General features: G+C 72.2%; 15 protein-coding genes. 7 read left to right on the top strand and 8 right to left on the bottom strand.

The window, feature by feature from the left end:
• The first annotated feature begins 216 nt into the window (after nucleotides 1–216).
• The gene (locus F3T56_RS32260; protein WP_216373025.1) at nucleotides 217–1,284 is read left to right on the top strand and encodes a hypothetical protein; all 1,068 of its coding nucleotides are present in this window, start codon (nucleotides 217–219) and stop codon (nucleotides 1,282–1,284) included.
• 441 nt (nucleotides 1,285–1,725) lie between these two features.
• Here F3T56_RS32260 and F3T56_RS46500 read toward each other — a convergent pair whose 3' ends face one another.
• The 4 genes from F3T56_RS46500 to F3T56_RS32245 all read right to left on the bottom strand — a co-directional run bounded on the left by F3T56_RS46500 (nucleotide 1,726) and on the right by F3T56_RS32245 (nucleotide 4,494).
• Nucleotides 1,726–1,884, bottom strand: coding sequence for a DUF6760 family protein (locus F3T56_RS46500; protein ID WP_172639238.1), 159 nt, complete (start codon nucleotides 1,882–1,884; stop codon nucleotides 1,726–1,728).
• Entirely contained in the window at nucleotides 1,881–2,414 is a 534-nt protein-coding gene (locus F3T56_RS32255; protein ID WP_149828891.1) for a hypothetical protein, read from the bottom strand. The genes F3T56_RS46500 and F3T56_RS32255 overlap by 4 nt, the downstream gene beginning before the upstream one ends.
• A complete protein-coding gene (locus F3T56_RS32250; protein ID WP_149828890.1) occupies nucleotides 2,414–2,857 on the bottom strand; it encodes a phage tail protein in 444 nt (147 codons plus the stop codon). Before F3T56_RS32250 ends, F3T56_RS32255 begins: the two co-directional genes overlap by 1 nt.
• Nucleotides 2,858–2,919: 62 nt before the next feature.
• Nucleotides 2,920–4,494, bottom strand: a complete 1,575-nt coding sequence (locus tag F3T56_RS32245) for a phage tail sheath subtilisin-like domain-containing protein (protein WP_149828889.1) — start codon at nucleotides 4,492–4,494, stop codon at nucleotides 2,920–2,922.
• Nucleotides 4,495–4,782: 288 nt separating this feature from the next.
• On the opposite strand from F3T56_RS32245, the gene F3T56_RS32240 reads away from it, so the two are divergent.
• Nucleotides 4,783–6,231 (top strand): hydrolase, encoded by a 1,449-nt coding sequence (locus tag F3T56_RS32240; protein WP_149828888.1) that lies wholly within the window; start codon nucleotides 4,783–4,785, stop codon nucleotides 6,229–6,231.
• Between the two features lie 97 nt (nucleotides 6,232–6,328).
• Complete coding sequence (locus F3T56_RS32235) at nucleotides 6,329–7,717, top strand: ricin-type beta-trefoil lectin domain protein (protein ID WP_149828887.1); 1,389 nt, start codon at nucleotides 6,329–6,331, stop codon at nucleotides 7,715–7,717.
• A gap of 19 nt (nucleotides 7,718–7,736) precedes the next feature.
• Here F3T56_RS32235 and F3T56_RS32230 read toward each other — a convergent pair whose 3' ends face one another.
• From F3T56_RS32230 to F3T56_RS32220, 3 genes are all read right to left on the bottom strand, one after another.
• On the bottom strand, nucleotides 7,737–9,941 hold the full coding sequence (locus F3T56_RS32230; RefSeq protein WP_149828886.1) for an ATP-binding protein: 2,205 nt from the start codon (nucleotides 9,939–9,941) through the stop codon (nucleotides 7,737–7,739).
• Nucleotides 9,938–10,624 (bottom strand): Pvc16 family protein, encoded by a 687-nt coding sequence (locus F3T56_RS32225; RefSeq protein WP_149828885.1) that lies wholly within the window; start codon nucleotides 10,622–10,624, stop codon nucleotides 9,938–9,940. Before F3T56_RS32225 ends, F3T56_RS32230 begins: the two co-directional genes overlap by 4 nt.
• 133 nt (nucleotides 10,625–10,757) lie before the next feature.
• Entirely contained in the window at nucleotides 10,758–11,372 is a 615-nt protein-coding gene (locus F3T56_RS32220) for a helix-turn-helix transcriptional regulator (protein WP_149828934.1), read from the bottom strand.
• A gap of 372 nt (nucleotides 11,373–11,744) precedes the next feature.
• Between F3T56_RS32220 and F3T56_RS32215 the strand changes: the two genes are divergently transcribed.
• Entirely contained in the window at nucleotides 11,745–14,627 is a 2,883-nt protein-coding gene (locus tag F3T56_RS32215; protein ID WP_149828884.1) for an AAA family ATPase, read from the top strand.
• Between the two features lie 667 nt (nucleotides 14,628–15,294).
• Here the strand turns inward: F3T56_RS32215 and F3T56_RS32210 are convergent.
• A complete protein-coding gene (locus F3T56_RS32210) occupies nucleotides 15,295–16,215 on the bottom strand; it encodes a LysR family transcriptional regulator (protein ID WP_149828883.1) in 921 nt (306 codons plus the stop codon).
• An 80-nt stretch (nucleotides 16,216–16,295) separates the two neighbouring features.
• Here F3T56_RS32210 and F3T56_RS32205 point away from each other — a divergent pair, with 80 nt between their 5' ends.
• The 3 genes from F3T56_RS32205 (at nucleotide 16,296) to F3T56_RS32195 (ending at nucleotide 18,459) form a co-directional block, all read left to right on the top strand.
• Nucleotides 16,296–17,243 carry a DMT family transporter gene (locus tag F3T56_RS32205; RefSeq protein ID WP_149828882.1) on the top strand — a complete coding sequence of 316 codons (948 nt, stop codon included), beginning with the start codon at nucleotides 16,296–16,298 and terminating at the stop codon, nucleotides 17,241–17,243.
• Nucleotides 17,244–17,845: 602 nt separating this feature from the next.
• Nucleotides 17,846–17,983 carry a TetR family transcriptional regulator C-terminal domain-containing protein gene (locus F3T56_RS47135; RefSeq protein WP_216373024.1) on the top strand — a complete coding sequence of 46 codons (138 nt, stop codon included), beginning with the start codon at nucleotides 17,846–17,848 and terminating at the stop codon, nucleotides 17,981–17,983.
• The gene (locus F3T56_RS32195; RefSeq protein WP_216373023.1) at nucleotides 17,980–18,459 is read left to right on the top strand and encodes a GNAT family N-acetyltransferase; all 480 of its coding nucleotides are present in this window, start codon (nucleotides 17,980–17,982) and stop codon (nucleotides 18,457–18,459) included. Before F3T56_RS47135 ends, F3T56_RS32195 begins: the two co-directional genes overlap by 4 nt.
• Nucleotides 18,460–18,533: the final 74 nt, after the last annotated feature.

Raw genomic sequence — 18,533 nt, 5'->3', positions numbered from 1 at the left:
GTGTTGGCGGGGTCGGACGGCGTACGGCTGGGGCCTGTCGGCGCCGCTCGTTGGACGCCGACCTCGGCGCGGCTGGGGGCGGCGGGGGTGTTGTCGGGATGCGTGACGGTCGTTGTCCCGGCGGGGTCGGACGGCGTACGGCTGGGGCCTGTCGGCGCCGCTCGTCGGACGCTGATCTCTGCCCGGTCGAGGGCGACAGGGATGCTCTCAGGAGCCGTGACCGTGCCGCTGGGACCCGTCGCCGTGTCGGAGCGGTCGGCCGCCGCACGGTCAGGTCCCGGTGTTGTCGCCCGTTGGACGTCGGCCTCCGCATGGTGGGCCGTGATGGGGGTGCTCTCCGGGCCGGTCGTGGCTCCGGCGGGGTCGGCTGCCGTACGGCTGCGTTCGGTCGCCGCCCGTTGGACATCGGTCCCCGCGCGGCTCACGTCGGCCGCCGTACCTCCGGAGGCGGTTGGCGTACGACCGCCGGAGGCCAAGCCGCCGGAACGGCTCGGCCGGGGACCGCCGGAAGCGGCCCATGCGGCGACCGGGTTGTTCCCCGCCACCGGGGAGCCGCTCTCCAAGGCGGTACGGCCGGCCGCCGCCGCAGGGGGCGTCGCCCCACGCGGGCCGACAGAGACGACGCCGGACGGGCTCGCGCCAACCGAATTCGCCCTGGTCTCGGCCGAGCCCGACGACGCCGTACGCCCCGGTACGGCACCATTCGACGCCGTACCGCCGGATGCCGTACCCCCTGATGTCGTACCGCTGGGTGCCGTACCGCCAGATGTCGTACCGCTGGCCCCCGTACCGCCGGACGTCGTGCTGCTGGACCCAGTATCGACAGACGCCGCACCGCCCGATGCCCCACGCCCCGACACTCCACTGACCGCAGAAGCCTGCGGACGTGCCGTTGGCAGCGTCCGGCGCTGCACCGCAGGTGCGGCGGGCATCCTGGTCAGCGAGGCCGGACGAGGGGCGCGCGGGGGTACGGGGGTCACGCGGGGGCCGGTCGGGCGGGAGCCGGTGACCTGGTACGGGGCTCGCTGTACCGGCAGCGCGTCGCCGTGGACGTCGGCCGGGGTCTCGAACTCGTCGCGCGCCACCGGGAGGGTGCGCGAGGGGAGTTCGAGGCCGGAGACGGGGGTCGCCGACGTGGTGAGGACGTCCTTGACCAGCCCGCCCGGCGCTCCGGGCAGGACGGCGTGGGACAGGGTCCCGGTGAAGGACGGGTTCTGCCAGGTGGCCAACCGCCCGCTGAACCCGGCGTCCGCGACAACGGCCCGCCCGGCGACGGCCCGCTGAGTCGGAGCGAGCCCCTCCCAGCCACCGACCGAAGCCCCCCGGCCGCCGGAGACGACGGCCCCGCTCACCGAGGCAGCGCCGGCCACGGAAGCCGTCCCGGTCTCCGAAGCGGCACCCGAGCCGCCAGCGGAACCCGAACCGGATCCGGCACCCACACCGGATCCGGCACCCACACCGGATCCGGCAGCCGAGCCGACCTCAACTCCCAAGCCGCCCCTGGAACCTGAGTCCGCCCTGGCACCCGAACGGACCCCGACTCCGGATTCGATCCCGGCATCCGAACAGACCCCGACGCCCGAGTCGATCCCGGCACCCGAACCGATCTCGGCGCCCGAGCCGGCCCTCATACCCGAGCCGACCCCCATGCCTGGGCCACCCCCGTCGCCCGCCCCCCGGCGTCCCGCCGGGCCGACGCCGCGTAGGCGGTCGAAGAACCCCACGTCAGCGCTCCGTCCCGGAGCGTGTCACCAGGGACGCGATCCGTTCGGTGTAGCGGCGGCGGTCGTGGTGTTCGAGGTCGAGGATCTCCTCCAGGCTCCAGTGGAAGTGGTAGGCGACGTACGCGATCTCCTCGTGCAGCCGGTCGGTCGCGTACGTCACGATTCCCCCAGGCGGCTCCCGCCGAGTTCGACCTCGAAGGGCTCGGAGCAGTGGGGGCACTCCACGGCGGCACGGGTGTGGCCCTCGGCGTTGACCTGACGGTAGAAGTCCTGCAGGAACGCGAGGTCGGAGGCGAACATGTTCTCCACGATCCCGTCGTGGACCATCGGCAGGTTGCCGAGGCGGGTGATGACCCGCCCCAGCAGCACGACCGACAGATACGCCGGGTTCTCCTGGACGCGGACGTCGCGGAGCGGGATCAACTCGTCCCGGGCGGTGGCGAGACGCATCACGCCGTCCCGGTGGACATTCCCCGCCTCGTCGACGTAGCCGCGCGGCAGCTCGAACGGGAACTCCGTCCGCAACCGCTGCTGCGCCACCGGCGCGGCGGCCGGAGCCGGAGCCGGAGCAGGAGCAGGATCCGGGGCGGGGGAAGGGACGGGGGCCGTCTGCTGCGGCCCCGGACCCGCTACGCCCATGATCGCGCCCGCACCCGCGCCCGCGCCCGCCCGGGCAGCTGTACGCCGCATTACTCGATGACCAGTTCTTCGAAGACGATGGTCACGGTCTCGGTGAGCGCGGACGCCTCGCCGGCCTTGAGGGTGCTCGCGTCGATCTTGCTGCACCATGCGTTGCGCATGTTGTACCGCTTCACCGGATTGTTCTGATAATCCATCATGATGATGGACGCGTTCTTGCGGGCCGAGCCCATCTGACCGTTGATGGAGTCGTTGATCCACGTCGTGAACGCGGGCGACTGGGTCATACCGCGGACCACCGTGCACTGCCCGTTCTTCTGCACACCGGGCAGCAGGTTGACCTCGGGCCGGCCCTGTGCGGAGTTCTGCTGGTACGTGATGACGTCCTGTTCGAGGGTGAGGCCGCTGACCTCCGCGAGGTACTCGACCATCACACCGTCGATCTGGAGGCCGAAATTGTGTGAGGTAAGGGCGTCACCCGGCGCGAGACTCATCTGTTCTCTGTCCTTCTAGGGGTTGTGGCGATGGCGTACGAGGGCTGAGGGGCGCGGAACCGCTACTCCTCCAGCTCCCCGCTGCCGCTGGAGAACTGGGCCAGCCGGAAGATCACGAACTCGGCGGGCTTCACCGGGGCGATGCCGATCTCGCAGATGACCCGGCCGAGGTCGACCGACTCCGGCGGGTTGGTCTCCTCGTCGCACTTGACGTAGTACGCCTCCTCGGGCCGCTGGCCGAAGAGGGCGCCGCTGCGCCACTCGTTGACGAGGAACGCCGAGACGTTGCGCCGGATCCGGGCCCACAGCGCGTGGTCGTTCGGCTCGAACACCACCCACTGGGTGCCGATCAGGATCGACTCCTCCAGGTAGTTGAAGTACCGGCGGATGTTGAGGTAGCGCCAGGCCGGGTCGGAGGACATGGTGCGGGCGCCCCAGACGCGGATGCCGCGGCCGGGGAAGGCGCGGATGCAGTTGACGCCGATGGGGTTGAGGAGGTCCTGCTCGCCCCGGGTGATCTGGAGTTCGAGGTCCACCGCGCCGCGTACGACCTCGTTGGCGGGCGCCTTGTGGACACCGCGCTCGAAGTCGTTGCGGGCCCAGACGCCGGCGACGTGGCCGCTCGGCGGGATCACCCTGGACTGGCCGGCGGCCGGGTCGAAGACCTTGATCCAGGGGTAGTAGAGGGCCGCGTACTTGGAGTCGTAGCCGGCGGTCTCCTGGCGCCAGACGCGGATCTGACGGGCGTTCAGGCCGGGCGGCGGGTCGATGACGGCGACGCGGTCGCCCATCAGCTCGCAGTGCGCGATCAGGCCGACCTGGACGGCCTTGACGGCCTCCAGGTCGATCGCGCCGCGCTGGTAGGCGGCCATCAGGTCGGGCACGGCGACCATCGAGATCTCGTCCACGGCCTCCAGGCCGCCGAAGCCGGTGCGGTCGGCGGAGTCGCCGAGGTACTCGGCCGGGCCGGGATGGGCCCCGCTCGTCCCGGTGGGGGCGGCGGGGGCCGGGGCGGCGGGGGCCGGCAGCGCCATGGTCTGGTTGTCGGGGCGCGCGAGCTGCGCGGCGGGCGCCGCCTCCGTGACGGTGATGAGCTTGGAGCGCTCCTTGACCTGGGTGACGACGTAGTTGCGGCCGCCCTTCTTGGCGGTCACGTCGAACGTCTCCACGGCCTTGTCGCCGTCCTTGACGATCAGCTTGAACCGCTCGGCCGGGCCCTCGCCCTCGGGGTCGGCGACCTCCACGCTCAGCGAACCGCTCGAGATCGCGGTCACGTGGAAGGTGCCCAGCTGCTTCGGCTCGCCCGGCGGCAGCGCGGCCGGCGCGGCGGAGCCCGTCACGGCGGCCGGTGCGCCGGCGGAAGCGCCCTCGTCGGTGCCGCCCACGCGGACGACGTACGCGGCGCTGCCGCCGTTGTTGAAGAACCCGTACACCGAGTGCGCGAGGTAGTACCCGTCGGTGAACTCGCCGAAGGCCGCGACGTACTGGGACCAGTTGGTCACCAGGGTCGGCTCGTTCAGCGGACCGGTCGGGGCCAGGCCGACGAAGGCCGCCACGGACGTGCCCACACCCTCGATGGGGCGCGAGCCGCTGGCCACCTCCTCGACGTAGACGCCGGGCGACAGGTAGGAAGGCATGCTCTGCGCTCCTCGGGGTACGAGACAGGTCGCCTCCCACCCTCACGCGCGAAGCGCGTGTCGTGAAACGTCCTTGGGGGCCTGGTCGGGGGCAGCGCTGTTGCCCGCAGGGGCAGTCCCCAGGGCAACGGGACGCCCTGCCCCCGGGACATCGCTCGCGGGCCGGCTCGCCGGCTGGATGACCTCCCGCACCCGCCTCGACCGCGCCCGCCGACGCTGCCCCTTCAGGCAAGGAAGGCTGCCCCGGCGTCTCTGACCCGCCCAGGGACGCTGCCGTAGCGTCCCTGTGTGAGCCTTTGGACTTCCCTCGAACCCGCCTCCGCGACTGTGGACCCGGGGAGCAGTACGACCGTGAGACTGCGGCTGCGCAACACCGGTGACGTGGTCGACGAGTACCGCTTCGAGCCGGTCGGTGACATCGCGCCCTGGACGACCGTGGAGCCGCAGTCGCTGCGGCTGTACCCGGGGACGACGGGGACGGTGGAGCTGACGTTCGCGCCGCCGCGCACCTCGGACGCGACGGCCGGGCCGAACGCGTACGCGATCCGGATCACGCCGACCGAGCACCCGGAGGCGACGACCGTTCCCGAGGGGAACCTGACGATCACGCCGTTCACGGAAGTGCGGGCGGAGCTCGTGCCGCCGACCGTGAAGGGGCGGTTCCGGGGGCGGCCGAAGCTGGCCGTGGACAACCTCGGCAACACCAAGGTGACCGCGTCGGTCAGCGGCAGCGACAACGGCGACCAGCTGTCGTACGACATCCATCCGAGCAACATCCAGATCGAGCCCGGTCGTGCCGCGTTCGTGAAGGCCACGCTGAAGCCGCGGCAGATCATCTGGTTCGGGTCCAAGGAGGAGCGGCCGTATACCTTCGCCGTGAAGCGGTCGGGGGTGACACCGCTCGACGTCGAGGGCACCTATGTGCAGCGGAGCTTCCTGCCCGGCTGGCTCGCCACCTTCCTCGGGGTCTTCCTGGCGCTGGCGATCACCTTTCTGACGCTGTGGCTCGCCTACAAGCCGCAGGTCCGCAGCAGCGCGACGGAGATCGAGGAGGCCGGCGTCAGTACGCTGCCGCCCAGTCCCTCGGCACCGGCGGCGCCCCCCGCGCCGCCCGCGACCTCCGCGCCGCCCGTCACCTCGGCACCTCCGCAGACGACTGAGCCGGAGAGCGACAGCGGGAGCGGCGGTGGCAGTGGCGGCGGGTCCGGCGGTGGTTCCGAGGAGCAGGAGAAGAAGAAGGCGCCCACGGCCGCGACCGCCGTGCGTCAGCTGGCCGCGGCGGACCCGGGCCGCAGGCACATCTGTTACCGGGCCTTTGTGACGGGCAAGGGCTGGACGGCCCCGGAGTGCGATGGCGACACGGCCGGCACGGTGGGCCAGAACAGGCCGCTCACGGCCCTCAACATCGCGGTGTCCGGTGTCAACGGCACGGCCAGCGCCGCCTTTGTCCACAACCCCGACTCGACCAACGGCCAGGGCCACTACATAGAGCCGTGGTCGGGCGCGCGCGACGGCTTCGACAACTACATCGGGGACAGCAAGAAGGACGCCCCGGCCATGCTGGGCTTCACCATCAACGTCGACGAAGGCAAGAGGGCGGTCTGCCAGTCGGTTCACCAGCACGACAGGGGCTGGCAGAACCTGGCCTGCGACAAGCCCGACGAAGGGGAGCACTTCATCTTCGGCGGCACCCTCGACAACGGGGTCTGGCTGGAAGCGGTCAAGTTCACGGTCTGACCCGGACTTTCCGGGGCGGTCGCGGTTGCCCGTCGGGGCAGCCGGGCCTGCCCCGACGACTCCTGACGGACGCCCTTCGCCCCCGTAGCGTCGAACAGTGAGCCTTTGGACTTCCCTCGAACCCGCGTCGGCCACCGTGGATCCCGGTGGCAGCACGACCGTACGGCTGCGGTTACGCAACACCGGTGACGTCGTCGACGAGTACCGCTTCGAGCCGGTCGGTGACATCGCGCCCTGGACGACCGTGGAGCCGCAGTCGCTGCGGCTGTATCCGGGGACGACGGGGACGGTGGAGCTGACGTTCGCGCCGCCGCGCACCCCGGACGCGACGGCCGGCCCGAACCCGTACGCCGTGCGGATCACGCCCACCGAGCACCCGGAGGCGACGACCGTCCCCGAGGGGAACCTCACCATCACGCCCTTCACCGAGGTACGGGCGGAACTCGTCCCGCCGACCGTGAAGGGCCGCTTCCGGGGGCGGCCGAAACTGGCCATCGACAACCTGGGCAACACCAGCCTCACCGCCGCCGTCAGCGGCAGCGACCACGGCGACCAACTGTCGTACGACATCCACCCGAGCAATGTGCGGATCGAGCCCGGTCGTGCCGCGTTCGTGAAGGCCACGCTGAAGCCGCGGCAGATCATCTGGTTCGGATCCAAGGAGGAGCGGCCGTACGCGCTCGCCGTCCAACGGGCGGGTGTCGAGCCGCAGTCCGTGGACGGCACCTATGTCCAGCGGGGGTTTCTGCCGGGCCGGCTCGCCACCTTCCTGGGGGTGGCGGTGGTGCTGGCGATCAGTTGCGTGACGCTGTGGCTCGCGTACCAGCCGAAGGTCACCAGTGCCGCGACCGAGCTCCGGGAAGCCGGTACGAGGGTCCTGCCGAGCGCCGACCCGTCCGTGATGGCCCCGACACCGAGCATCTCCGCGGCGCCGCTGCCCTCGGACACGCCGGAGGCTCCCGAGCAGGAGGAGGAGCAGCCCGAGGAGGCCGGTGGCTCCGATTCCGGTTCCGGCTCGGGCTCGGGGTCGGGGTCGGGGTCCGGGTCGGGTGAGGAACCGGACACGAAGGCATCGCCGAAGCGGCCCGCCGCCAAGGGTCCCTCGATCATCGGCGAGGGCTCGGACCGCTGTATCGACGTCACGGACGCCCAGGACGGCGAGGGCAAGGACGGCACCCCGCTCCAGCTCTGGGACTGCGCCGGCAGCGCCAACCAGAAATGGGACTTCCGAGGCGACGGCACCGTGCGCTCCCTCGGGCTGTGCATGGACGTCGCGTGGGGCTCGCGGGAGGGCGGCGCCGTGATCCAGCTGGCCAGGTGCAGTGGCAACCCCGCCCAGCAGTTCGTGCTCAGCGGCGAGGGCGACCTGGTCAACCCGCAGGCCGACAAGTGCGTCGACGCCAAGGACAACGGCATCGGGAGCGGAACGAGGCTCCAGCTGTGGACGTGCGCGGGCACGCCGAACCAGAAGTGGCGCGTGGAGTAGCCCGCCCCGGGCGAAGCGCCTACCAGTTCCCCTCGCCCGGCACCAGCCGCCCCGCCTTGCGGTACTCGCGGCGAGCGCCCTCCAGGAGGTCGGCCGTGGTGACCGGTCCGCCACGGCCGGCGGCCGTGTACGCGGCGGTGACGACCGCGCTGCGGATGGAACCGCCGGCCAGCTCGAAGTCGCCGGCGACCGCCGTCGGGTCGGTGTCGTCCGCGCAGGGCACCACGGCGAGGCTGTGCCGCCACAGGGCCAGCCGCTGGGCGGTGTCCGGGAACGGGAAGTCGACGACGAGATCCAGCCGCCGGGTGAACGCCTCGTCGATGTTGGCCCGCAGATTGGTGGTGAGCACCGCGATGCCGTCGAAGGACTCCAGCCGCTGGAGCAGATAGGCGCTCTCCATGTTGGCGTACTTGTCGTGGGAGCTGCTGACCTCCGAGCGCTTGCCGAACACGGCGTCCGCCTCGTCGAAGAGCAGCACGGCGTCGGTGCGGTCGGCCTCGGTGAAGATCCGCTCGAGGTTCTTCTCGGTCTCGCCCACATACTTGTCGACGATCGAGGAAAGCTGCACGACGTAGAGGTCCAGGCCGAGTTCGGCGGCCACGACCTCGGCGGACAGCGTCTTGCCGGTGCCCGACTCGCCCGCGAAGAGCCCGAGGACCCCACGGCCCCGGCCTCCCCCGGCGCTCAGCCGCCAGTCGCCGAGCACCCGGTCGCGATGGCGGGCCCGCAGGGCGAGTTCCCGCAGCTGGGCGAGGGGTTTGCCGGGCAGCACGAGGTCGTCCCAGCCGACGTCGGGCCGGATCCGCCGGGCGTGCCGCTCCAGACCGGATGCGGACTGCAGCCGCGCGGCGAGCCGCAGATGGGCGGCGGTCACCGGGGTGCCGTCGAACGCCGCGAGATCCACGGCCACCCGGGCCGCCCGCTCGATCCGGTCACCGCCGAGCCGGTACGGGGCGACCGTGGCGGCCAGGTCGAACCCCGGTCCGTCCGCCCCGGCACCCGGGGCGTGTTGCGAAGCTCCCGTCGTCCGCCCGGAGGGTGGGCCGAGCGGCGGCGTGGGGGTCCCCGGTGCGGCGAGAGGGCGTGCTGCTCCACGGGCGGCGGGAGGGACGTTCGCCACACGCCCCAGCGCGGCCGACCAGGCGTCCACGGCGCCCGCGGCCGGGCGGGGCACGTCGAGGACCAGCGGGTCACGGTCGCACCACTGCGGGTCGTACGGCCTGGATCCGGTGACCACCACACGAACGCCGGCCGCCGTCAGCGCGCGCAAGAGCGGTCCCGGCGCCTCCGGCAGCGGTGACACCACGATCGCGCGGTCGCACAGCCGGGCCTCGCGCAGCAGGTCGGGGAGGAGCCCGGCGAGCTTCGTCCCGGCCTCCGGGGGTGTGAAGTGCAGCGCTTCGATCCCCGCCGCGCGCAGGGCGGCCGAGGCGCGCACCAGCCCGTCGCCCTCGCGGTGTTCGCGCAGGAACACGGTGAGCGGCGCGGCGGCCAGCCGGGCGGCCAGCTTGGCGGTGAAGCCGCTGTCCTCCGCGGCCGGGCCGGAGGGCGGCGCCGGCGGACGGACATGCCCTGCGAGCGCCGCGTCCAGGGTGTCGTCGCCGAGCAGATGGGCCACGAGACGGTCGGGCACCCGCAACGCACGGCTGAGGAAGGGCCGTTCGCGCTCCTCCACGGTCAGCAGCCCCAGCGCGGTCAGCGGCGCCGAGGGATGGAACCGGGCCCGCGCCTCGGCTAGGGGGTGAGGCGAGGGTGCGTGCCGGGCGCCGTGGGTGCTGTGCGGGGCTCTCACCACACCCCCTAGGTGCACGGGCAGCCCGCACAGATCGAGCGCGAGCCCGACGGTGGCCCGGCGCCTGCTCACGTCGTCGTTGAGGTACCCGTACAGCTGCTCGAAGGACCGGTCCAGGTCGGGGGCGAGGGCGATGAGCAGGATCCGGGTGTCCAGCTCGGTCAGCCCGAGCCGTACCGCGAGCCGCTCCAGCCGCCCTTCCGGGACCGGCTCCGCGTCCTCGAAGACGTCCTCGAAGACCGGGGCGTACGACGCTGTCGCGGGCGCCAGCAGATGCCGTACGGCCTCCTCGGACAGGTACAGCCCGCGCAGCGGGTCGCCCGCCGTGGGATCACCGGTGCTGCGGTCGGCGACCAACTGGCCGACGCGGTCGCGCAGTCGGGCGAGGCCGAGCAGGAGCGGGTCGGCCGTGGGGAAGGCGTGGGTGGTCACCGCGGCCGCTCTCCGGCGTCGGGCGCGGGGGCGAGGTGCCGCTTGCGTTCCCCGGCGCGTGCGAGGTGGTGCGGCCGGTGGGCGCGCTCCTCCGATCCCTCCAGCGTGCCGTCGGTGCCGCGGACACGGACGGCCGCGCCCTCGGTGACCGGGGGACCGGCGTCGTACTCGGGGAAGGCCGGGAAGGGCGCGGTGACCACGAGGTCGAGGGACGGCTTGAGCTCGCCGCCCAGCGCGGACCAGATCTCGGCGAGAGACCGGGACTCCGAGTGCGGTCCCGCCACCGAGACGGGCACGGACAGCCCCAGCGCGCCCAGCGCGCCCGGAAGTTCGTCGGGGGGCAGCAGCTCGCGCGGCAGCAGGGTGGCCAACACGGCGGAGAGCAGCCGGTGTTCGTCCTGGGGCGCTTTCGTCCATGCGGTGACCAGGTACGACAGCCGGAACCAGCGGGGCGGCCGGCGGCGGCGTACGACGATGTCGCGCTCGTCGCGGACGGGCTGATGGCCGCGCTGGCGGCGGGAGACGTCCTCGCGGATGTCGTACAAGTAGGTGTTGACGGTGGGCGCGTTGCGCCGGGCCGCCCAGTCGCGGGTCGGGGCCTCGAAAGAGACGTCGATGCCGGAACCGGCCAGGGCACCACCCCCGATCAGTCCCTTGAGGACCTCGTCCACCTCGTGGATCACCGTCGTGCTCCCGCTCCGTCGTGTGTCTGCCCGCCGATCGTGCCCCCGGCGGTGCCCGCCCCCGCAGGCACATCGGGGACGACCAGGGGGCAGAGTGTGCTGCCCGACCGGCCACGTACGTCTGCCTGATCGATCAGATGTAGCCTTCACGGAGGGCATAGGCCACGGCGTGCGCCCGGTTGCGAAGGTGCAGCCGGGTGGTGAGCCCGTGCATCACGTTCTTGACGGTGCGTTCGGAGTAGGAGAGCTTGCTCGCGATCTCACCGGTGTCCATCCCCTTGGCGACGAGCCGCAGGACGTCGATCTCACGCGGCACCAGGCCGGACAGCGGAGCCCCGGGCCGGCCGGCCACGGACCGCTGCAACGTGCCCACCTGGTTGATCAGCCGGCCGAGCAGATCCGCGGGCAGGTCGCCGTCCCCCCGGGAGGCCGCGAGCACGGCCTGCGACAGCCGGTGCGCGGTGGCCTCCTGGCGCCACACGATGGCCCCGACCCCGCACTCGATGACGTCGAGCAGTTCGGTCTCCCGGATCAGGCTCACCACCAGCACGGCCCTCGCGCCCTCGCTGCGCACCACTCTGCGCAGCGTGGCCAGCAGGGTCTCGTCCGGCGTCTCGCCGACCAGCACCGCCACGGTGCCCGGCCGGACCTCGGCGTCCTCGACCACTTCGATCACCGGGTGCCCGCGCAGTTGGCTGAGTACCCCGGCCCGGGAGAGCGGGTCGGGGGTGTGGACCACCACCGGGATACGGCGCTGGGACTCCGGAGGCTCCGGGGACCGTGCAGTGCCGGTGTCCGGGGACCGTGCCGTGCCGGTGTCCGAGGGCCGGAATGTGCTGCGCAACCGTTTCTCCCGTATGCGCGAAATCGCCGCTCCTGTGAGGGGAGTGGCCGATGGGCTCGATCCACACTTCTGTGCAGTGTGTGCCTCGGGCAATCGTGGAGGACCACGAGACCTACCACGAGATCGGCGACGAGCGCGGCCACGAGCGCGGCCACGAGCGCGGCCACGAGATCGGCCACGGCACTTCCACGCCAAACGCCCACGACCGGTGCACCGCGAGTGGCGATGCCCCGTCTACGGGAGCGGAAAACGACACGTCCACGACAGGAGGCCGTGATGTGCGCACCGGAACCGCTTCTCGAACGCTGGGAGCCTCTGGAGCTGCTGGCCGCCGAGGCCGCCCGCGCCCGGACCGGCTCCGGCCGCCTCGTGCTGCTCAGGGGCGCCACCGGCACCGGCCGCACCGCGCTCCTGGAGGCCGCCGCCGACCGCGCGGCGGCCCACGGTATGCGCGTACTGCGAGCCCGCTGCTCACCCGAGCACACCTCCGTGCCCTTCGACACCGTGGTCCAACTCCTCGCCCACGGACCCGAGTTCGACCTGGCCGCCGGTGAGACGCCGGACCCGCCGGGCACTCCGCCGCACCGGGGCAGGGCCGCGCGGCTGTGGCGGCGCTTGAGCTCCTACGCCGCCGAATCCCCGCTGCTGCTCGCCGTGGACGACGTGCACTTCGCCGACGACGACTCGCGCCGCTGGCTCGTCGAGGCCGTCCGCCGGATCGACCGCCTGCCGGTGCTCCTGGTGGTGACCGAGCGCAGCCAGTACGACATCGACCCCCCGGCGGACGGCCTCGCGCACACCCTGTCGCCCGCCCTCGTCCACACCCGCACCCTGGCCCCGCTGAGCCCGGACTCCGCGGCCGAGCTGGTCCGTTCGGCCCGGGGCGGCGCCGCCCCGCCGGAGTTCGTGGACGCGTGCTTACGGGCGGGCGCCGGCCATCCCCTGCTGCTGCGCGCCCTGCTGGACGACCTGGACGGCGCCGGCCCGGACGCCCTCCAGCCCACCTCCCTTCCGGACACCTGCGCCGCGCTCTACCCCGGCGGCTACTCCGCCGCGGTCTCCTGGTGGCTGGACAGCGCCGGGCCCGCCACCACGGAGGTCGCCCGCGCGCTCGCCGCACTGGACGCCGAGGACGACCCGGTGGCCGCCGACGCGGAACTGCTCGCCCGTACGGCAGACGCCGACCCCGCGCGCGTGGCGGGCTGGCTCACCGCGATGACCCGTCTGGGCCTGCTCCGCCCCGACACCGAAGGGCGGCTCCGCTACGCCCATCCCCTGCTGCGGGACGCCGTGTTGAGCGGCTGGGCGAGCGACCGGCGGCAGGGCGCGCACCGCAGGGCCGCCGAGGCGATGCTGCGGCGCGGCGACCGCGCCGATGCGGTGGCCGGGCAACTGCTGCGCTCCGGCCCGGTCGGCGAGCCATGGGCGACCGGCGTCCTGCTCGACGCCGCCGAATCGGCCGTACGGGACGACCGCAGCGACGACGCCCTCGCCCACCTGCGCCGCGCCCTCGACGAACCGATGCCGACCGCCCGCCGGACCGTGGTCCTCACCGAACTGGGCTCCCTGGAGTACGCCACCGTGCGCTCGACCGCCGGAATCCCCCGCCTCGCCGAGGCGATGCGGCTGCCCGGACCGCCCCGGGAACGCGTGCACGCGGCGGTGGCGCTCGGCACGGCCCTGGCCCGGCGGGGCGAGGCCCGCGCCGCCGTCGACGTCCTGCGCGGCCTGCGCGACGAGCACCTCACCGGCCACCCGGACCTGGTCCGCACCGTACAGACCGCCTCCGCGCTGCTGTCCGACCACGACCAGGACGTACGGCAGGAGGTGTACCGCTGGCTCCGCGAGACCGCCGAACGGTCACCGCACCTCGTCGGCACGGCCGGCCAGGCACTGCTGGTGCGCTACGAGTCGACCGCGGGCCTCACCTCGGCCGCGTCGGCGATGAGCCGCATCCGCGTCCTGCTCGCCCAGCCGGCCGACCCGCTCGCGGAGGCCTTCCTGCTGGGCACCGCCGCCGCGGTCGCCCAGTGGGCCGACCAGCTCGACGAGGCCGAACGGCTCGTCCGGCGCGGCCTGGCCGGCCAGCGCGCCTCCCTGCTGCACCCCATGCACCTCGCGCTGGTGAACACACGGATCGACATCGCCGCCGCCCGCGGCGCCTACGAGGACGTGCTCGCCGACCCCGCGGTCCGACGGCCCGACGGGGACCGGCCGGAGTCGGTCAACGCCCTGGCCCAGGCCGTCGTCGCGCTGGTCGAGACCGGCCGCACCGAGGAGGCCGCCCGCCTGGCGGACGGCTTCGATGTCCAACGCGCCCAGGGAACCTGGGAGTTGAACCGCTTCCTCTACGCCCGAGGCGTCCTGCGCGCCGCCACCGGCGACCCGGCGGCCGCCCTCGACGACTTCCTGGAGTGCGGCCGCCGCCAGTCGGCCCGAGACGTGGTGAGCCCCGTCGTCACCCCGTGGCGAACCGCCTCCGCCGAGTGCCACCTCGCCCTTGGCCGCCCCCACGAGGCCCTCGCCCTCGCCGAAAAGGAACTCAGCCTGGCCACCGTCTGGAACACCCCCCGCGTCCTCGGCCGAGCCCTCAGCACCCTCGCCACCGCCACGGCCGGCCGCCGCGGCCTCGACCTGGCGGACCGGGCGGTACGGGTCCTGCGACAGGGGGTGGTCGGCACGGCGGGCGAAACTTCGGTGAGGGCAGGGGCGGGCGGAGTACCGGACGGTTCCTCGGTGTCGGAGGCGGGCGGGGGTTCCGTCGACACGGAGTTGATCCCGGCTCTCGTCGCCCAGGGACGCGGCCTCGCCGCGGCCGGCGAGCGGGCGCGGGCCCGTGAGGCCCTGCGGGAGGCGGCGGAACGCGCCGAACGGCTGGGCGCTTCACGAATCCGCGCCATCGCGGAGACCGCCCTGCGCGACGGCGGCGCCCGCCGCACCACCACGGCCCTCACCGGCCCCTCCGCACTCACCGCCGGCGAACGCCGCATCGCCGAACTCGCCGCCCAGAGCCGCACGAACACCGAGATAGCCGAACAGCTCCACCTCGCCCGCCGCACCGTCGAGACCCATCTGACCAGCACCTACCGCAAACTCGGCATCCGCCGCCGAGCCCAACTCCCCGCCGCCCTCGCGAACACCGGCGAAGGGGTCCGATGAGCACACCGAGGTCCCCTTCGACGGACCTGCCCGACCCTCATCCGCTCAGCCAGATACTCGGCGGCCTTCGGGAGACTCAAGAGGGCACTCTCGGATATGCGACTGGGCTGCGGCATCGCTGTACTCCTGTCGTGGCCAAGGCGGCGGCAGGATGAGAATCCAGACAAAGGGCGACTTGGTCGGGCCGGAAATATCTGATAGCTGGTGACGTCTCAGGTGGGTGAGGGAGGGTCGACGTCTGTGCGGGGGGCCTGGCATGCCTGGTTCGGCCCCTGGCCGGGCTGTCCGGTCCTGCTCTCTTTTTTCTGGCGATGGGGGGTGATGCGCCGGGTGGGGAGGTAAGCGCGGGAGTATGCAGCGAGCCGAGGTGTCCGGCTGACCAGGATCTCTCTACGGTTGGTGCCTGAGGGCTCTCAGGGGCCAGGGATGCGAAGGGGGATGCGTGGAAGCCGAGTTGGCGGCGCTCGCTGCGTCAGGTGCCACAGCGTTCGTCGGATTGCTGGTGTCGGAGGCCTTTGAGGGGGTGAAGGGCGGACTGGCCCGGTTCTTGGGACGACGAGCCGGGGGCGAGGCTGCCGAGGAGGTCCAGTGCCTGACCTGGTAGTGGTCCAGCCCGACCTGCCTCTTGGCGGCCTGGAAGCACTCGGGGAGCCCTGGTTGAGCCCGGTCAGCGGCGAGGGATGTCGGTGTCCCGGTTCTGGATGTGTGCGGCGGCGCGGCGCAGTTCGGCGATGACCGTCCGGACGGCCTTGCGGGCAGTGCGTTCGGGGCGGTGGAGCGCGTCGATGTGGCGTTGGGCGTGTACGCCGATGAGTGGTCTGAGGACGATCGAGGGATGGCGGCGCGTCGTCCAGCGGGGCATGAGGGCCAGGCCTGCGCCGGCTGCGACGGCCTCGGCGGCGACGGAGAACTCGTTGATGCGATGGACGACGTCGAGTCGGCGGTTCGCTGCAGTACCTATGGCCTCGATGGTGGCCAGCAGCGGGAATCCGTCGTGAACGGTGATCCAGGGTTGATCTGCGACGTCCTGCGGGGAGAGCCGTGTCTTGTCGGCCAGCGGGTGGCCGACCGGGAGGGCCACATCGAGGGGTTCATGAAGTAGGGGGGTGACGGTCACGGTGCGCGGCCATGACGGGGCGTGGTCGAGGCGGTGGGCGAGGACCAGATCGTAGTCCCGGGTGAGCCTGGGGAAACGGTCCTGGGCTACGTCCTCGTCGGCAAGCAGCAGTCGGGGACTGCCCGGCCCGGCCAGGTGGTGTAGCAGGAAGGGGAAGAACGTCGCGCCCGCGCTGTGGAACGCGGCCACCGACACATCTCCGTCCGGCTGTTCGAGAAAATCGGTGATCGTGTGCCGTGCCCGAGCCAGTGCGGTTTCCACTTCGATCGCTGCGTCGGCCAGCGCCTGGCCGGCGGCGGTGAGGACCACCCGTCGCCCGGAGCGTTCGGTGAGCGGGACGGGGATCGAGCGTTGCAGCAGCCGCAGCTGCTGGGAGATCGCGGACGGTGTCACCAGCAGGGCCTGGGCGACCGCGCTGACGCTGCCGAGCTCTCCCAGTTCACGCAGGATCCGCAACTGTCGTGCATCCATGTGAACAGTGTAGGGAAGCTAAAACATAGGTGCAGAAGTTGGCCCTAGGCTTCAGCATCCAGATGGTCCAGCGTGGGCGCATGCTTGATGCCCGCCGTACCGATGCGGTACTTCTTCTGGTTGCGATCGTCTGGGGTTCCAGCTACCTGACGGCGAAGACGGCCACGGCTGCCCTGCCCGTCCTGGTGGTGCTGTTCGCCCGCTATGCGATCGCCGCTGTTTTCTGTCTCGCCCTGGTCGTCTCCCGCCGGGCGACCCGCCGCTGGACCCGTGGCGAGGTCCGCGTCGGGGCGCTGCTGGGCGTCAGCCAGGCGGCGGTGCTGGTGCTGGAGACGTACGGGGTGGCGCACACCAGTGCCGCCAACGCGGGCCTGATCATCAGCTTGACGATCGTGCTGACGCCGATGCTCGACCGTGCCGGTGGACGCGGCAGGCTGCCCGTGACGTTCTTCGCCGCCGCCGGCGTCTGCGTAGTGGCCGTCGGTCTTCTCCTGTCCGGCACCGAGCTGCACGCCGTCCGCAGCGGTGACCTGATGATGCTCGCCGCCGCGGCGGTGCGTGCCGGGCACGTCGCTCTCGTCGGGCGGCTCTCCGTGGGCCGCACCCTGCGCCCCCTTCACCTGACAGCCGTCCAAACCGTGGTCGGCTGCGTGCTCTTCCTGCCCCCGGTCACCGGCGACCTCGGCGTTCTGGCCGACAGCAGTGGCCTGACGTGGGCTCAGCTCGTCTACCTCGCGCTGTTCTGCGGCTTGTTCGCCTTCCTGTCCCAGACGTGGGCCGTGCAGCGGACGTCTGCCAGCCGGGCCAGCCTCCTGCTGGGCACCGAGCCGATCTGGGCGGTCGCTGTCGGGATCGGGCTCGGCGGCGAACGGTTCACTGCCCTGGCCGCCGTGGGCGCGCTGCTCATGGTCGGCGGAACCTATTGGGGCCAGGCCATCGAACGCACCCACCGCCGCACCGGGCCGCAATACACCAAGACGACCGAGGCCAGGACACCCGCCGGCCTTCGGGAAGACAGTCATGCCTGACAGATTCTGGCCCCGCTGTCGGCGGCCAGGTCGCTGCGTGGGCGGCCGCCGTGCACTGATCCAGCGGGCCGGCGCTCATTCCCGGCGGCCACAACGCCGTGATAGCGTAACGAATGTTACGCAACAGGTGTTATGCGAAGGGTTCGGATGCCGAAACAGGCAGACCACGAAGAACGGCGGAAGGCGATCTCGCAGGCCGTCTGTCACGTCGTCTCGGAAAGCGGTCTCAAGGGTCTTGCGCTGGGTGCGGTCGCAGGCGCCGCGGGCTGCACCACGGGCATGTCAGCCACTTCTTTTCCGGCAAGAAGACGCTGCCGGCTTACGCCCGTGCCGAGATACACCGCCGGATGGCGGGCTCGTATCGACACACCTCCCGCCGTCGCTGGTGGCCGCGACACCCTCTGTGTCGTCGCGGAGCAGGCACTGCCCTGGACAGTGAACGCCGTCTGGAAGCGGCATCCGGTCCCAGTTCCTGCTCACCGCCTGCCACGACCCCGTCCTGCTCGCCGAGCACATGATCAGCCATGCCTCCTGGATCCGGCGCCTGACCGTCCTGGTGCGCGCAGCCGGACGGTTCGGAACCGGAGGCCCTCGACGACCGGGTGCGCAGCCTGGTCGCCTGCCTGGACGGTCTCGCCCTCAATGCCGTGACCGATCCGGACGCCTACCCATCCGACCCGCAGCAACGGGTTCTGCGGACCCAACTCGCCCTGATCCTCGAAGGGAACCACAGCCAGTGACCACCTCCGCCCCGGCGATCACCGCCGTCGCGTCCGACGACCCGCGGATCCTACGGCTCGTCCGGGACCTCGACGCCGACCTCGCCGCCCGCTACCCCGACGAGCCCTGCACCGGCGGCGCCCACATCCACCCCGAGATCCGCTTCCTGCTCGCCGAGGTGGACAACCGACCAGTCGGCTGCTGCGCCCTCCAGCCCTTCCCGGCGCCGGACACGGCGGCCGAACTCAAGCGCATGTATGTCATCCCCCAGGCTCGAGGGCGAGGCATCGCCGCCCGCCTGCTGGCCGACGCGGAGCGCACCGCCACCACCCTCGGCCACACCGAAATACGCCTGGAAACGGCAGTCCACCAGCCCGAGGCCATCGCGCTGTACACCCGCGCCGGCTACACCCCGATCCCCAACTACCCGCCATACCAGCACAAGACACTCAGCCGCTGCTACGCCAAACCGTTCCTGTGGACTGAGCGAAAGTGAGCCTGCTCAGCCGCACGCCCCGAACGGTCTTGGGCGTACTGGTCCCCGGCGTACTCGACCCCGGGGCGGCGACA

Origin of the sequence: Streptomyces tailanensis (assembly GCF_008386495.1) — a bacterium.
GTDB lineage: Bacteria > Actinomycetota > Actinomycetes > Streptomycetales > Streptomycetaceae > Streptomyces > Streptomyces tailanensis.
This window is presented reverse-complemented; position numbering and strand designations above follow the sequence as displayed.